Origin of the sequence: Streptomyces sp. NPDC004284, from assembly GCF_042874035.1 — a bacterium.
Classification (GTDB): Bacteria; Actinomycetota; Actinomycetes; order Streptomycetales; family Streptomycetaceae; genus Streptomyces.
The window spans coordinates 405,134-419,618 of record NZ_JBIAMJ010000004.1 but is presented as its reverse complement, the minus strand read 5'-3'; the positions used below and the strand labels follow the sequence as shown (position 1 = coordinate 419,618).

The following is a 14,485-nucleotide window of genomic DNA, read 5'->3' as shown; positions in this document are numbered from 1 at the left end:
GCCCCGCCCGGCGCGGCCCCCCCCCCCCCCCCCCCGCCGCCCGCCCCCGCCCCCCGCCCCCCCCCCCCCCGCGGCCCCCCCCCCCCGGGGGGCCCCCCCCCCCGCGGGGGGCCCCCCCCCCCGCCGGCGCGTCATCGCTCCGGCCGGCCGAACCTAGGATGCGAGCATGTCCCTCCCGCACGCGATCCTCACCGCGCTGCTCGAAAAGCCGTCCTCCGGCCTCGAACTGACGCGCCGCTTCGACAAGTCGATCGGCTACTTCTGGTCGGCCACGCACCAGCAGATCTACCGCGAGCTCGGGAAGCTGGAGCAGGCCGGGCACATCCGCGCCCTGCCCGCTCCGGTGCCCGCCCGGGGACAGAAGAAGGAGTACGAGGTGCTGCCCGCCGGCCGGGCGGAGCTGAGCGACTGGGTCGGCCGGGTCGAGGACCCGAAACCGCTCCGGTCCGCCCTGCTGCTGCGGATGCGGGCCGCGGCGATGGTCGGCTCGGCGGGACTGCGGGCCGAGCTCTCGCGCCATCTCGCCCTCCACCAGGCCCAGTTGGACGAGTACCTGGTCATCGAGGCCCGCGACTTCCCGACCGCGCGCCGCCACACCGAGCCGGACCGGCTGCGGCATCTCGTCCTGCGGGGCGGGGTCGACCTGGAGCGGTTCTGGGTGGAATGGCTGACGGGCGCCCTGGCCGAGCTCGGACCGGAGGAGTAGGGCCTCCCCTGCCCGAGCGGAGCCGAGGGCTTGAGGGAGGGCGGGCACACGGGGCTGCTCCTCGACGGGGCCGTCTGCCGCATCGAGCACCCGCGGCTCGGGGTACGCGACGGGGCCCGCACCGGCGTGGATACTGGTCAGTTGTAGTTCCACGACACGAAGGGGCGGGTATGGCCGACGACTTGGGGCACCGCGCGACACGCCACGCGGTGGTCATCGGGGGAAGTCTCGCTGGACTGCTTGCCGCTCGGGTACTCGCCGAGCACGCCGAGAAGGTGACGGTCGTCGAGCGCGACCGCTTCCCGGAGGGGCCCGAGGCACGGCCGGGCGTCCCGCAGGGCCGGCACCTCCACGTCCTCATCGCGGGCGGGCAGCAGGCGTACGACGAGCTGCTCCCGGGGTTCGTGGACGAACTGCGGGAGCTCGGCGCGCCCAAGGTGGGCGTGCCCGAGGACATGGTGCAGTGGCAGAACGGCAAGTGGATGCAGCGGCTGCCCGCCACCGTGCACTTCTACTCGGGTTCGCGCCCGCAGCTGGAGTGGCTGGTGCGGCAGCGGGTGTCCGCCGACCCGCGGATCGAGCTGGTCGAGGGCCACGAGATGCTGGGCCTGGTCGGCGACTCCTCACGCGTCCGGGGCGTGCGGCTGCGGGAGCGCGGCGCGGGCGCCGGGAAGGAGACCCGCGTCCTGGAGGCCGACCTCGTCGTCGACGCCTCCGGGAGGTCCACGAAGGCCGCGGACTGGCTGGCGGCGATCGGCGCCGAGGCGCCGCACGAGGAGACCATCGACACCGGCCTCGCCTACGCCACCCGGGTCTACCGCGCCCCGGCGGGCGTGCTGGACAGCGACGCCATGGGCTACTTCATCGTGCCCAACCCCGAGCAGGAGTACGGGGCCGTCGTGCTGCCCGTCGGCGACGGCACGCACCTCGTGACCCTCTCGGGGCTGCGCGGCAACGAACCGCCCACGGAGGAGGGGGCGTTCGAGGACTACGCGAAGCGGATGCCGCACCCGCTGGTCAGCGAGTGGCTGACGGGGGCGGAGCCGGTGTCCCCCGTCTACGGCTTCCGCAAGACCGCCAACATCCGGCGCCGGTACGACCGTCCGGGCCGCCGCCCGGCCGGTTTCCTCGCCACCGGCGACGCGCTCTGCGCCTTCAACCCGGTCTACGGGCAGGGCATGGCGGTGGCGGCGATCACCGCCGTCGCCCTGCGCCGGGCGCTCGCCGACCCGAAGCACACCCCGACCACCCGGCGGGTGCAGCGCGCCCTCCTCGACGCCTCCCGGCAGGCGTGGGACGTCTCGACGGGCGCCGACAAGAAGATGCCCGGTGCCGTCGGCGCCGAGGACGCCCCCGGCGCGTTGGACAAGGCGGTCGGCTGGTACATGGGCCGGGTGCAGGAGCGGGCGGCGGGCGACCCGGTCGTCGGCGCGGCCTTCCGCAAGGCGATCACCCTCACCCACCCGATGACCGTGCTGTTCGCCCCCGCCGTGGTGCGTGCGGTGCTCTTCGGGTCCGTGGCCGAGACGCCGGCCGAGCCGCCGCTGCGGCGCGGGGCGTAGCACCGTAGAGCCGTACGGGTGACGGCGGTCCCGGGGGCCGGGTTCAGGCGTCCGGGGTCGCCGTCACCGTGCCGGCGGCGATGGCCGCGTTGAGGGCCGCGTAGTCGTCGGCGTTCTGCCCGGCGTAGACGAGCGCGAAGTCGGCGACGGCGCGGTCGAAGACGTCCGAGGAGCCCAGGTAGGAGGCGATGGCGATCCGGTCGCCGGAGCGGGCGTGGGCGCGGGCCAGGGCCCGGCCGCAGAGCCGGGCGTAGTCCCGGAGGGTGGCCGGGGACATGGTCTCGACCTCGGCGGAGCCCTTCATGTCGCGCAGCTGCCGCCAGTAGAAGTGGCGCTGTTCGGGTCCGGTCATCCAGCCGAGGAAGATGTCGCTCGCGGCCTGGGTGAGCCGCTGCCCGTAGACGACGCGGCGGCCCTGGTGGGGGTAGGCGGTCGGCGCGAGGTACGGCTCCAGGACGGAGCGGCCCGCCTCCTTGATCTGGAGCATGAGCGGGTCGCTGTCGTCCCGTCCTTCGAGCAGGAGGATGAAGCAGCGGGTGCCGACGCTGCCGACTCCGACGACCTTCCGGGCCGCGTCGATGAAGTGGTAGCGGTCGAGGAGGATGCGGCGTTCCTCGGCGAGGGAGCTGCGGTAGTCGCTGAAGATCTTGCCGATGGTGACCCGGTCGATGTCCGTGACGCGTTCGAGGAGCGGCGGGTCGTCGACGATGTGCCGGTTCCCGGCCTCGTCCGTGTCGGTGAGCTTGGCGAAGGCCTGGAGGCTGGTGCGGCGGCGGGCCTTGTCGAGCCGGTTGGCGAAGCGGGACCGGTCGGCGCCGCGGACCAGGGGGAGGAGGTCGTCGGCGGCGATCCGCTCGTACCAGACGTCGAGTTCGCCGAGTCCGGCGAGGCGGCGCATGGCCGTGCGGTACGCCTCGACGGCGACGAGCGCGGCGCGGTGGGCCTTGGGTTTGGCGCTGCCGTTCTGGAGGGCGGCGACGGTGACGCTGGCGGCGAGCCTCTTGACGTCCCATTCGAAGGGGCCGGGGAGGGTCTCGTCGAAGTCGTTGACGTCGAAGAGGAGCGTCCGTTCGGGTGAGGCGTACACCCCGAAGTTGAGCAGGTGGGCGTCGCCGCAGAGCTGGACGGTGAGTCCGGTGTGGCGCTGGGCGCCGAGGTCGGCGGCCATGACGGCGGCGGCGCCGCGCAGGAAGGCGAAGGGCGACACCGCCATCCGGGCGTAGCGGAGGGGGACGAGGTCGGGGAGCCGGTCGACGGACTGGCGCTCCAGGACGTCCAGCGGGTGGGGGCGCTGCGAGCTGGGTATCCAGCGGCCGTGGGAGGCGCGGGGGACACGCTTGCGGGCCTCTTTGCCCCGCTCGGCACGTTCCGACGGTGTCGTCATCCGGCCTCACCCACCTCTTTCCACGGCCGTACTACCGGGCCGTCACCTGGAACCTCATTACAAGACGCGACGCTCGTTTCGGCCACTCTTCCGGACCGACCTAGCTAAATGGTTTAGACCAATGATAGAGATGGATCACCCACACGACCCGTGCTGTCACACTGAGCGAAGAGAGGGTTGATCATGGCCGAGCCCGATTCCGAGGCGGTGGCGGGAGTGCCGCTCTATCTCCGGGTCACCGCCGCCCTGCGCGAGGAACTCGTCCAGCGGCGCATCTCCCCCGGCAGCCGGCTCCCCTCGGAGCGCACGCTCTCCCAGCGCTACCGCGTCAACCGGCAGACCGTGCGCAGCGCGCTCCGGCTCCTCAGGGAGGAACGGCTCGTGGTCACCGACCGGCGCGGCACGTTCGCCGCCGCCGAGGAGACCGAACCCGTGCCGGACGCACCGGCGTTCACGGCCCGCCGGCCGACGTTCCCCGGCGGGCCGCAGGCGGCCGAGGCGCTCGTACGGGCCTCGCTGGCCTGGGAGCCGCCGCCCACTCCCCTGGCGGCACGGCTCCTGCTCACCCCCGGCGAGCCGACGCTCGTCCACCGGCACACGGTCCTCGGACCGCACGGGACGGCGCTCCAGCGGGCGGTGTCGTGGTTCTCCCGGCCGGCCCTCGCCGAGATCCCCCAGCTCTCCCGGTACCGGCGCGGCAGGGACTGGCGTCAGCAGCCCGACCTGCGGCTCCTGTACCACTGGATGCACCAGGCGGGGCTGCGCGTCACCCACCGCGAGTCGGTCGGCGTCCCGCCCGGCCCGGCCGGCACGGCGGCCGGCGGCGCGGCCCGGCTGGTCGTCCACCGGGTCGTCAGCGATCAGCACGGGCACGCCCTGGAGATCACGGACATCGACTTCTCGGCCCAGTCGGCCGCCTGGACCTACGAGTTCAGCGCCTGACGGCGCTCCGGCTCCTGTCCGGTACGGGAAGCAGGAGCCGGGCGCGGACGCCGGAGGGCGTCAGACGATGCCCTCGGCGATCTCCGCCTCCTCGCGGGCGTTCCCGTACGCGGTCGGCGTGCCGTACGAGCGGCGGGCGACGTACCACCAGACGCTGGCGAGGACGAGCACGACGACGAGCGCGACGGCCGCGTAGTTCATCGTGTCCACGTTCACCGGGGACTTCTGCGGCAGGCAGAAGAGGACGGTCACGAACGCCACCCAGACGACGGCGATCCAGCCGATCGGCCTGCTCCAGCGGCCGAGGCTCCACGGGCCGGGGACGAAGCGGTTCCCGGCGCGCAGCCGCAGGTAGACCGGGATGGCGTACGCGGGCGTGATGCCGATGACGTTGATCGCGGTGACGGCGCCGTAGGCGGTGGCCGAGTACAGCGAGGGGAGGGCGAGCACCGCGGCCACGACGACCGAGAGCCAGACGGCGGGGACGGGCGTCTGGGTGCTGCCGCTGACCTTGCGCCAGAGCGCCGAGCCGGGCAGGGCGTTGTCGCGGCTGAAGGCGAAGACCATGCGGCTCGCGGCGGCCACCTCGGCGTTGCCGCAGAAGAGCTGGGCGACGATCACCACGAGGAGCAGGACGGCGGCGCCGCGGGAGCCGAGCGCGTCCAGGAAGATCTGGGCGGGCGGGACGCCGGTGGCGCTGTTCTGCGTGCCGGCGTAGTCCTGGATGGCGAAGGTGAGTCCGGCGAGGAGGGCGAAGCCGGCGAGCCAGGAGACCCAGATGGCCCGGACGATGCCCTTGGCGGCGGTGACGGAGGCGTTCGAGGTCTCCTCGGAGAGGTGGGCCGAGGCGTCGTAGCCGGAGAAGGTGTACTGGGCGAGGAGCAGGCCGATCGCGGCGACGTAGAACGGGTTGGCCCAGCCGGTGTCGTTGACGAACGTGGTGAAGACGAAGTCGACGGACTGGTGGTGGTCGGGGACGAACGCGAGCGCGCCGACGATGACCGCGACACCGACCAGGTGCCACCAGACGCTGACCGAGTTGAGGACGCTGACCAGACGGACGCCGAAGAGGTTGAGCCCGGCGTGGAGCAGCAGGATCGCGAGGAAGATGAGGAAGGTGGAGCCCGGGGTGGGGACGAAACCCCACTGGAGGTTGAGGAAGGCTCCGGTGAAGAGGGCCGCGCCGTAGTCGATGCCGGCGATGGCGCCGAGCAGACCGAGCAGATTCAGCCAGCCGGTGTACCAGCCCCAGCGGCGTCCGCCGAGCCGGTCGGCCATGTAGTAGAGGGCGCCGGAGGTCGGGTAGGCGCTGGTGACCTCGGCGAGGGCGAGGCCGACGCACAGGACGAAGAGGCCGACGCCGACCCAGCCCCACAGCATGACGGAGGGGCCGCCGGTGCCCAGGCCGAAGCCGTAGAGGGTCATGCATCCGGAGAGGACGGAGATGACCGAGAAGCTGATCGCGAAGTTGCCGAAGCCGTCCATGCGGCGGGCGAGGACGGGCTGGTAGCCGAGCTCTCTGAGCCTCGCCTCCTCGTCCTGGGACGGTGGTGGCTTGCGTATCGCGTCGGTCGGGGCTTCGGTGCGGGACATGGGTCCTCCGGGGACGGGGTGAGCGGGGGTGGGGGGTGGCAGCTCGGGGGGGTGCCGGGGTGCGGCGGCGCGTCAGCCGCTGAGGCAGCGGGAGCGGGCGCGCAGGAAGACCTCCTCGGCGAGGGCGCGGTCCTCCGGGTGAGCGGTGCGGTAGGCCCAGGGGAGGGTGGTGTAGTACGGGCCGAGCGCCTCGAAGACCCGGGCCGCGTCGGCGAAGCGGAGGGCTCCGAAGAGGGCGTGGGCCAGGTGGTTGAGGTCGAGCAGCGAGGCCTCGTCGGTGGCGCAGAAGAGGAACCAGGTGTCCAGGGCGCGCTGGGCGTCGCGTACGGCGTCCTCGGCGACCCAGTGGAGGTCGAGGGCGCGCTCGTGGCCGCGCTCGCGCCGGTAGCGCTCGACGCGGACGTAGAGCGGCAGGGCGTGCAGGGCGGAGCCGACGGGCGCCGAACCGGCGGCCCAGTGGGAGTAGTTGACGGCCTCGGAGAGGGGCCCGGACCGGCGGGCGTAGACGAACTGGAGCATGCGGTGGTGGGCTTCGCGGTTGTGCGGATCGCGCTTCTCCACCTCGGCGAGCAGTCCCCAGGGGCCGGGCGGCAGCATGGGCGCCGGCGGGGTGAGGCGGTGCTCGGGCATGCGCTGGCGGCCGTCGAGGGCGGCGAGGGCGATCAGCCCGACCCAGGGCACGGGGTCGGCGGGCGACCGGTCGCCGGCGTCGCGGCAGGCGGTCCAGGCCTCCTGCCAGAGTTCCCGGGTCCGGGCGTGGCCGGCGCGGTGGGCGCGTACGGCACGCTCCACGGCGACGCGGCTGTGCATCACGGCCGCGGCGAGGCTGTCGGGCTGCTCGGCGCGCCAGATGGCGACGACGTCGGTGCCCGCGGCGACGGTGGCGAGGACCTGGGTGCGCCGGGTCCAGGCGTCCCATTCGAAGGTCTCGTCGAGCAGCCGGGCCATGGCGACCCAGCGGCCGGTGCGTAAGTCCTGGACGGCGTTGCGCAGTGCGTGGTCGTGGCCGGCGGGGTGGTAGACGGGCCGGAAGCCGTGTCCGGCCATCAGGGGGTGGGGGGTGGTGTGGATGACATGGGTCCTCGGTGGATGGAGGGGGTGGTCAGTCCCCCGGCGGGCGTCCCGGCCGTTGATCGGCGATCACTATAGAGGGCGATGGATGCGACCGGTCCACTTTCTTTTGCGACAGTAACTATTAAGCCAACGACTGAATTTGACTTACTGTCAGGTAGATCCGGCGACCTGACGTGCTCGGCCGCCGAGGCTTGACGAAGATCCCCCGCGACGGCACCCTGACCCTTTTCGGTGATCGGATGATCACGGAGCGGTCGAACGACAGGAGCAGCGGGATGACGGGCGGAGCGGTACTCGCCGTCGACCAGGGCACGTCCGGCACGAAGGCCCTCGTCCTCTGCCCCGAGCGCGGTGTCATCGGCACGGGGACGGCCCCGGTCCGGCCCCGCCACCTCCCCGGCGGCCTGGTCGAGGTCGACCCGCGTGAGCTGTACGACTCCGTGGTCGCCGCCGGGCGGGCGGCGCTCGCCGAGGCGGACACGGCCGTCGTCGCCGTGGGCCTCGCCAACCAGGGCGAGACCGTGCTCGCCTGGGACCCCGCCACCGGGGAACCGCTCACCGACGCCCTCGTCTGGCAGGACCGCAGGGCGGCCTCCGTCTGCGCCGGGCTCGACGCCCACGCCGAGGAGCTGCGCCACATCAGCGGGCTTCCGGTGGACCCCTACTTCGCCGCGCCGAAGATGGCCTGGATCCGCCGCCACGCCACCGGCGCCGGCGTCGTCACCACCAGCGACGCCTGGCTCGTCCACCGGCTCACCGGCGCGTTCGTCACGGACGCGGCGACCGCCGGACGGACCGGACTCCTCGACCTCGACACGGTCGCCTGGTCGCAGACCGCCCTCGACCTGTACGGACTCGGCGGCGAGGCGCTCCCCCGGGTCGTGGACTGCGACACCCCGGTCGGCACCACGACCGCGTTCGGCCCCGCGCTGCCGCTCACCGGCCTCCTCGTGGACCAGCAGGCGGCGCTGCTCACCCAGAGCGCCGACGACCCGGCCGCCGCCAAGTGCACGTACGGCACAGGCGCCTTCCTCCTCGCCCAGACCGGCCCCGAGCCCCGGCGCACCGCCTCCGGCCTGGTCGGCTGCGTGGCCTGGCGGCTCGGCGGGCGCGTCACCCACTGCCTGGACGGTCAGGTGTACACGGTCGCCTCGGCCGTGCGCTGGCTCACCGACCTGGGCGTGATCGCCGGGGCCGGCGAGCTCGACGCGGTCGGCGGCGGCGTCCCGGACACCGGCGGCGTCACCTTCGTCCCGGCGTTCGCCGGGCTCGCCGCGCCCTGGTGGCGCGGGGACGTACGCGGCTCGCTCACCGGCCTCGGCCTGGACACCGGCCCCGGCCATCTCGTGCGCGCCCTCTGCGAGGGCATCGCCGCCCAGGTCGTGGAACTCGCCGCGGCCGCCGCCTCCGACCGGGGCGCGCCCCTGACCGCGCTGCGCGCCGACGGCGGCCTCACCCGGTCCTCCCTGCTCATGCAGACCCAGGCCGATCTGCTTCAACTCCCCGTCGAGGTCGCCTCGCTGCCCGACGCCACGGCGCTCGGGGTCGGCGCGGTCGCCCGCATGGGCCACCACCCGGGGCTCACCCTCCGCGAGGCCGTACCCGAGTGGAAGCCCTCGGCGGTCTACGAGCCCCGGATCTCGGCCGAGGAGGCGGCGGAGCGCCTCGGGCGCTTCCGCGCGGAGGTGACGGCGCTGGTGGAGCGGTCGGGTGCCGGGGCGGGCTCGGGCACGGCGAGCGGGCCGGCGTCGGGGTCCGGCGCGGGCGGCGGGGCCGTATGAGCGTCACGCGGACCGGGCCGCTTCCCGCCGGCGAGGGCACGGAGTACGACGTCGTGGTCGTCGGCGCGGGGGTCGTCGGCTCCGCGATCGCCCGCGCGCTGGCCCGCCACCCGTTGCGGATCGCGCTCGTGGAGGCCTCGAACGACGTCGGCGACGGCACCTCGAAGGCCAACACGGCCATCCTGCACACCGGTTTCGACGCCGCGCCCGGCACGCTGGAGGCCCGGCTCGTCCGCGAGGGACACCGGCTGCTCACCGCGTACGCGCGGGAGGCCGGCATCCCCGTGGAGCCGCTGGGCGCGCTGCTCGTCGCCTGGGACGAGGAACAGCGGGCGACGCTCCCCCGCCTCGCGGAGAAGGCGGAGCGCAACGGCCACCGCACCACCCGCCTCCTCTCCGCGCCCGAACTCGCCGCGCGGGAACCGCACCTGGGTCCGGGTGCGCTCGGCGCGCTCGAAGTGCCGGGCGAGTCGGTGATCTGCCCGTGGACGACCACCCTCGCGTACGCCACGCAGGCCGTCCGCTCCGGGGTGGACCTGCATCTGAACTGCCGGGTGGAGAAGGTGCGTCCGGGCGATCCGTACCACCGGCTCGTCACCCGGCGCGGGGTGCTGCGCACCCGTCTGCTCGTCAACGCCTGCGGCCTCCACGCCGACGCCTTCGACGCGCTGGTCGGCCGCGAGGACTTCACCGTCACCCCGCGCCGGGGCCAGTTGCTCGTCTTCGACAAGTTCGCCCGCGACCTGGTCCGGCACATCCTGCTGCCCGTGCCCGGACCGCTCGGCAAGGGCGTGCTCATCTCGCCGACGGTGTACGGGAACGTCATGCTCGGCCCCACCGCCGAGGACCTGGACGACAAGACCGCCACGGGCACGACGGCGGAGGGGCTCGCCGGACTGCGCGAGCAGGGCGGCCGGATCCTCCCCGCCCTGCTCGACGAGGAGGTCACGGCCGTCTACGCGGGGCTGCGGGCCGCCACCGGACAGGAGGACTACCGGATCGCCGCCCATCCCGGGCTGCGGTACGTGACGGTGGGCGGGATCCGCTCCACCGGGCTCACCGCCTCCCTGGCCATCGCCGAGCACGTGCTCGGCCTCCTCGCGGACTGCGGCCTCGACCCCGGACCGGCCCGCCCGCTCGCCCCGGTGCGGATGCCCAACCTCGGCGAGGCCTTCCCCCGCCCGTACAGGGACGCCGAACTCATCGCCCGGAAGCCGGAGTTCGGGGAGATCGTCTGCCACTGCGAGCGGGTCACCCGGGGCGAGATCCGGGCCGCCCTCACCTCGACCATCCCACCCGGCGGCCTCGACGGGCTGCGCCGCAGGACGCGCGCCCGGGGCGGCCGCTGCCAGGGGAACTACTGCGGCGCGGAGGTACGGGCCCTGTTCGAGGAGCGACGGTACGAGGAGGGAGCCCGGTGATCCGCACGGTCGACGTCCTCGTGGTGGGCGCGGGCCCCGCCGGGCTCGCCGCGGCCGCCCGGCTCGCGGCGGCGGGCGCGGGCCGCGTCGAGGTCCTGGAGCGGGAGCCCGCGGCGGGCGGCGTACCGCGCCACTGCACCCGTCCGGGCTTCGGCGCGGACCCCCTGGGGCGCCCCCTGAACGGCCCCGCGTACGCACGGCGCGCGGTCCGCGAGGCCCTGCGCGCCGGCGCCACCCTCCGTACCGGCGTCTCGGCCACCGGCTGGGCCGGCCCCCTCACCCTCGACGTCACCGCCCCGACCGGCCTCGAACGGATCCAGGCACGCGCGGTGATCCTCGCCACCGGCGCCCGCGAACGCCCCCGCAGCGCCCGCCTCGTCCCGGGGACGCGCCCGGCCGGGGTGCTGACCACGGGAGAACTCCAGCGGGTGGTCGAGCGGTTCGGAGCGGGCGGGGTGCGGGCCGAGTCGGCCGGGCCGCGCCAGGAGGCCGTCGGACGGCGGGCGGTGGTCGTCGGTGGCGATCCCGTCGCCCGGGGCGCGGTGCGCACGCTGCGGGCGGCCGGGGTGGAGGTGGTGGCCGTCGTCACCGAACTCCCCTCCACGGCTGTGGGGTTCGGACGGGTACCGGTCCTCACCGGCACGATCGTGGCGGAGCTGCTCGGGCGCGGCCGGCTGAGCGGGGTCGCGGTGCGGGGCGGGGACGGGCGGACGGCCGTGCTGCGGTGCGACACGGTGGTCTTCACCGGCGACTGGATCCCCGACCACGAGCTCGCCCGCGCCCGCGGTCTGGCGCTCGCGCCGGGCACGCGGGGTCCCGTGACGGACAGCGCCTTCCGCACCCCGGAGCCGGGGGTCTTCGCCGTCGGGAACCTCCTGCGCGGAGGGGAACCGGCGCTCGTCGCCTCGGCCGAAGGACGGGCGGTGGCCGGACCGGTGCTGGACCGGCTCGACGGCCGTCCCTGGCCGTCGACGGGCGTACCGGTGACGGCGGTGGGCCCGCTGCGGTGGGTGACACCCGGTCTGGTCGGCCCGGAGACGGCGCCCCTGCTGGTCCGGCCGGAGCGGCGGCTGACGCGCCCGGTCCTGACGATCGCCCAGAACGGCGTGCGACTGCGGCGGGAGCGTCTGAACGGAACCCTCGCCCCCTGGCGTTCGATCCGGCTCGGAGCCCGGTGGACGGGCGGCGTGGATCCCACGGGCGGTCCGGTGACGGTCGGCGCCGAGGAGGAATAGGCCGGGACCGCGCACGCGGGGCTGCGTCTCCCGGTCCCTTCGGCCAGACTGGGGCGCATGCCGGACAAGCGCAGCGCGGGTCTCCTCGTCTTCCGCCGCACGACGGGCGGCGGCGTCGAGGTCCTCATCGGTCACATGGGCGGGCCCTTCTGGGCCTCTCGCGAGGAGTCCGCCTGGTCGATCCCCAAGGGCGAGTACGAACCCGACGAGACCCCCGAGGCCGCGGCCCGCCGCGAGTTCCAGGAGGAACTGGGCCTCCCCGCCCCCGAAGGCGACTGGTTCGCCCTCGGCGAGTCCCGCCAGCGCAACGGAAAGCTCGTCACCGCCTGGGCCGTCGAGGGCGACCTCGACCCCTCCGGGATCGTCCCCGGCACCTTCACCATGGAATGGCCCCCCGGGTCCGGCCTCCAGGAGGAGTTCCCGGAGATCGACCGGGTGGACTGGTTCACCCCGGACGCCGCCGCCCCGCTCCTCGTCTCCGGCCAGCGGATCTTCCTGGAGCGGCTGGCGGAACACCTCGGCGGGCGGGCCTGAGACCCTCGCCACCGCTCTGTCGCCCGTCGTGGTCCGTGGGCGAGAATGCGCGGACGAGACGGGGGGCTCGGCGTGGCTCGCACCAAGAGGCGGTGGACAGGGCTCGGCAGCTGCTCGGGGATCGCCGCGCTGTCGTCCGTCGTCCTTTCGCTCCTGTTCTCGATCCTCCTCCTCGGCCTGCCGGACGCGGGGGAGACAGCGCTGTCCTGGCCCGACAACCTGCTGCGCCTGTCATGGATCGCCAGGATCCTTCTCCCCGTCGCCCTTGCCGTGCACGTGGTGATCCGTCTCCTCCGCCCCGGCCCGAGCCGACCGCGGGACCACCGCCGGTCCCCGCTCTCCGAGAGGCACGGCAGGCGGCACTGATCCCGCCGGAGCGGCTACAGACGTGGATGTCAGACCCATACGAGAGAGTGGTGAGCGCCGAACTGTCGAGAGGGAGACCGACATGACCACGATCACCGCCGACGAGCGCGCGGCCGCCCAGGCGTACCTGCGGCTGCTCGAATCCACTCAGGCTGTGCTGACCGACCCGCTGCTCGCCCCGTACGCGGGGGTGATGCTGACCCATCCGATGGCCGAGGCCGATGAGGCGCTGCGGGCGGCGGGGCTCGCGGGGAACGAGGACCGGCTGTTGCGTCTCGTCTCCTCGCTGCGGGCATCGCCCGCGACCGCCGGGGGGCGTAGCGGTTGAGGCGGCGGGCGCCGTCGTGGCCGGGGCTGGTCAGGGGTGCCCCGGCCGGGCGGGTGGGGGGCGTCAGGCGCCGGGGCGGACGGGGAGGGTCCTGACGCTGTTGCCGACGAAGCCGGAGTGGCGGGTGAGCTCGGACTCGGGGGTGGCGAGGTCCAGGTCGGGGAAGCGGGTGAAGAGGGCTTCCAGGGCGATCGCGGCCTCCATGCGGGCGAGCGGGGCGCCCAGGCAGTAGTGGGGGCCGTGGCCGAGGGAGAGGTGCTTCGCCGTGGCGGTGCGGGTGATGTCGAAGCGGTCGGCGTCCGGGCCGTGGGCCTTCTTGTCGCGGCCCGCCGCCGAGTATCCGGCGAGGACGGGGGTGCCCCGGGGGATGAGGGTGCCGTCGACGGTGAGGTCACGGGTGGGGTAGCGGAACGGGAAGTAGCTGACCGGACTGTCCCAGCGGAGGGTCTCCTCCACCACGTCGGCCCAGTCGGCACGGCCCTCGGTGACGAGGGCGAGCTGGTCGCGGTGGGCGCAGAGCGCCCGGACGGCGTTGGTGACGAGGTTCAGGGTGGTCTCGTGGCCCGCGACGATCATCAGGAGCAGCGTGCCGATCAGCTCGGGCTGGCTGAGCCGGTCCCCGCCCTCGTCCCGGGCGGCGAGCAGGGCGCTGGTGAGGTCGTCGCCGGGGGCGGCGGCCTTGGCGGCGGCGATGGAGGCGAGCAGCTCGACGAGTTCGCGGTTGGCGGCGACGGCCCGCGCGGGCTCGGTGTCGGTGGCGACGACCACGCTGGAGAGGTGGTGCAGCCGGTCCTGGTGGGCCGGGTCGACGCCGAGGAGTTCGCAGATGACGCCGAGCGGCAGCGGAAGCGCGTAGTGGCGGCGCAGATCGGCGACGCCGCCCCCGGCGCGGGCGGCCTCCGCGAGTCCGTCGAGGAGTCCGGCGGTGACCGTCTCGACGCGCGGGCGGAGCTCCTCCACCCGGCGGGCGGTGAAGGCGCTGCTGACCAGGGTGCGGAGCCGGCGGTGGTCGGCCCCGTCGGCGGTGATCATGCCGGGGACGGTGGCGAAGGTCAGCAGCGGCCAGCCCTCGGGTATGCGGCCCTCGGCGAGCGCGGTGAAGTGCTGGGGCCCCTTGGCGACGTCGGGGTGGGAGAGGAAGTCGCGCAGCGCGTCGTGGCCGAGCACCGCCATGCCCTCGATCTCGCCGGGCAGGATCACCGGGGCCACGGCGCCCTCGGCGAGCAGCCGGGCGTTGTCCGCGTGGGGGCAGCCGCCCGCCGGGTCCATGCGGTGCGGCGGCCGGCCGGCGGCCGGGGTGGTGTGCGGGGTGTTCAAGGAAGGGACTCCTGACTGCGGATGCGAGCCGTCGTGGGCCGGTGCGGACGATGCGGGCTGGTGCCGGGGGCGGGCGGTGCAGGCGGTGCGAGGTGCGGGCGGTGCGGGTCGGTGCGGGGTGCGGGCGGTGCGGGATGCGGGCGGTGCGGGTCGGTGCGGGTCGGTGCGGGGTGCGGGCTCATTACGGGCGGTGCGGGCCGTTGCGGGTTGTCGCGGGCCCGTTGCGGGCTTGCGGGCCGTCG

At 74.5% G+C, this 14,485-nt stretch carries 13 protein-coding genes; 9 read left to right on the top strand and 4 right to left on the bottom strand.

The features are described 5' to 3' along the window. Positions 1-166 precede the first annotated feature (166 nt). Together ACFYUS_RS14220 and ACFYUS_RS14215 are read left to right on the top strand one after the other, a co-directional pair. Entirely contained in the window at positions 167-706 is a 540-nt protein-coding gene (locus ACFYUS_RS14220; protein WP_388850279.1) for a PadR family transcriptional regulator, read from the top strand. Between the two features lie 170 nt (positions 707-876). Continuing rightward, the gene (locus ACFYUS_RS14215; RefSeq protein WP_388850276.1) at positions 877-2,268 is read left to right on the top strand and encodes an NAD(P)/FAD-dependent oxidoreductase; all 1,392 of its coding nucleotides are present in this window, start codon (positions 877-879) and stop codon (positions 2,266-2,268) included. 43 nt (positions 2,269-2,311) lie between these two features. Here ACFYUS_RS14215 and ACFYUS_RS14210 read toward each other — a convergent pair whose 3' ends face one another. Beyond that, positions 2,312-3,652 (bottom strand): DUF2252 domain-containing protein, encoded by a 1,341-nt coding sequence (locus ACFYUS_RS14210; protein WP_388850273.1) that lies wholly within the window; start codon positions 3,650-3,652, stop codon positions 2,312-2,314. Positions 3,653-3,835: 183 nt separating this feature from the next. On the opposite strand from ACFYUS_RS14210, the gene ACFYUS_RS14205 reads away from it, so the two are divergent. Then, on the top strand, positions 3,836-4,594 hold the full coding sequence (locus ACFYUS_RS14205) for a GntR family transcriptional regulator (RefSeq protein WP_388850270.1): 759 nt from the start codon (positions 3,836-3,838) through the stop codon (positions 4,592-4,594). A gap of 60 nt (positions 4,595-4,654) precedes the next feature. On the opposite strand, the gene ACFYUS_RS14200 is transcribed toward ACFYUS_RS14205, so the two are convergent. Both ACFYUS_RS14200 and ACFYUS_RS14195 read right to left on the bottom strand, forming a co-directional pair. Continuing rightward, positions 4,655-6,187, bottom strand: coding sequence for an amino acid permease (locus ACFYUS_RS14200; protein ID WP_388850267.1), 1,533 nt, complete (start codon positions 6,185-6,187; stop codon positions 4,655-4,657). A 72-nt stretch (positions 6,188-6,259) separates the two neighbouring features. Continuing rightward, positions 6,260-7,234, bottom strand: a complete 975-nt coding sequence (locus ACFYUS_RS14195; protein ID WP_388850264.1) for a hypothetical protein — start codon at positions 7,232-7,234, stop codon at positions 6,260-6,262. 302 nt (positions 7,235-7,536) lie between these two features. Here ACFYUS_RS14195 and ACFYUS_RS14190 point away from each other — a divergent pair, with 302 nt between their 5' ends. The 6 genes from ACFYUS_RS14190 (at position 7,537) to ACFYUS_RS14165 (ending at position 12,926) form a co-directional block, all read left to right on the top strand. Beyond that, positions 7,537-9,042 carry an FGGY family carbohydrate kinase gene (locus ACFYUS_RS14190; protein WP_388850261.1) on the top strand — a complete coding sequence of 502 codons (1,506 nt, stop codon included), beginning with the start codon at positions 7,537-7,539 and terminating at the stop codon, positions 9,040-9,042. Beyond that, on the top strand, positions 9,039-10,463 hold the full coding sequence (locus ACFYUS_RS14185) for an FAD-dependent oxidoreductase (protein WP_388850258.1): 1,425 nt from the start codon (positions 9,039-9,041) through the stop codon (positions 10,461-10,463). The genes ACFYUS_RS14190 and ACFYUS_RS14185 overlap by 4 nt, the downstream gene beginning before the upstream one ends. Continuing rightward, on the top strand, positions 10,460-11,698 hold the full coding sequence (locus ACFYUS_RS14180) for an FAD-dependent oxidoreductase (protein WP_388850255.1): 1,239 nt from the start codon (positions 10,460-10,462) through the stop codon (positions 11,696-11,698). Before ACFYUS_RS14185 ends, ACFYUS_RS14180 begins: the two co-directional genes overlap by 4 nt. Positions 11,699-11,755: 57 nt before the next feature. After that, positions 11,756-12,232 carry an NUDIX domain-containing protein gene (locus ACFYUS_RS14175; RefSeq protein WP_388850252.1) on the top strand — a complete coding sequence of 159 codons (477 nt, stop codon included), beginning with the start codon at positions 11,756-11,758 and terminating at the stop codon, positions 12,230-12,232. A gap of 72 nt (positions 12,233-12,304) precedes the next feature. Further along, complete coding sequence (locus tag ACFYUS_RS14170; protein WP_388850249.1) at positions 12,305-12,598, top strand: hypothetical protein; 294 nt, start codon at positions 12,305-12,307, stop codon at positions 12,596-12,598. 82 nt (positions 12,599-12,680) lie between these two features. Further along, positions 12,681-12,926 carry a hypothetical protein gene (locus ACFYUS_RS14165; protein WP_388850246.1) on the top strand — a complete coding sequence of 82 codons (246 nt, stop codon included), beginning with the start codon at positions 12,681-12,683 and terminating at the stop codon, positions 12,924-12,926. 63 nt (positions 12,927-12,989) lie between these two features. On the opposite strand, the gene ACFYUS_RS14160 is transcribed toward ACFYUS_RS14165, so the two are convergent. Next, entirely contained in the window at positions 12,990-14,195 is a 1,206-nt protein-coding gene (locus ACFYUS_RS14160; protein ID WP_388850609.1) for a cytochrome P450, read from the bottom strand. Positions 14,196-14,485 lie beyond the last annotated feature (290 nt).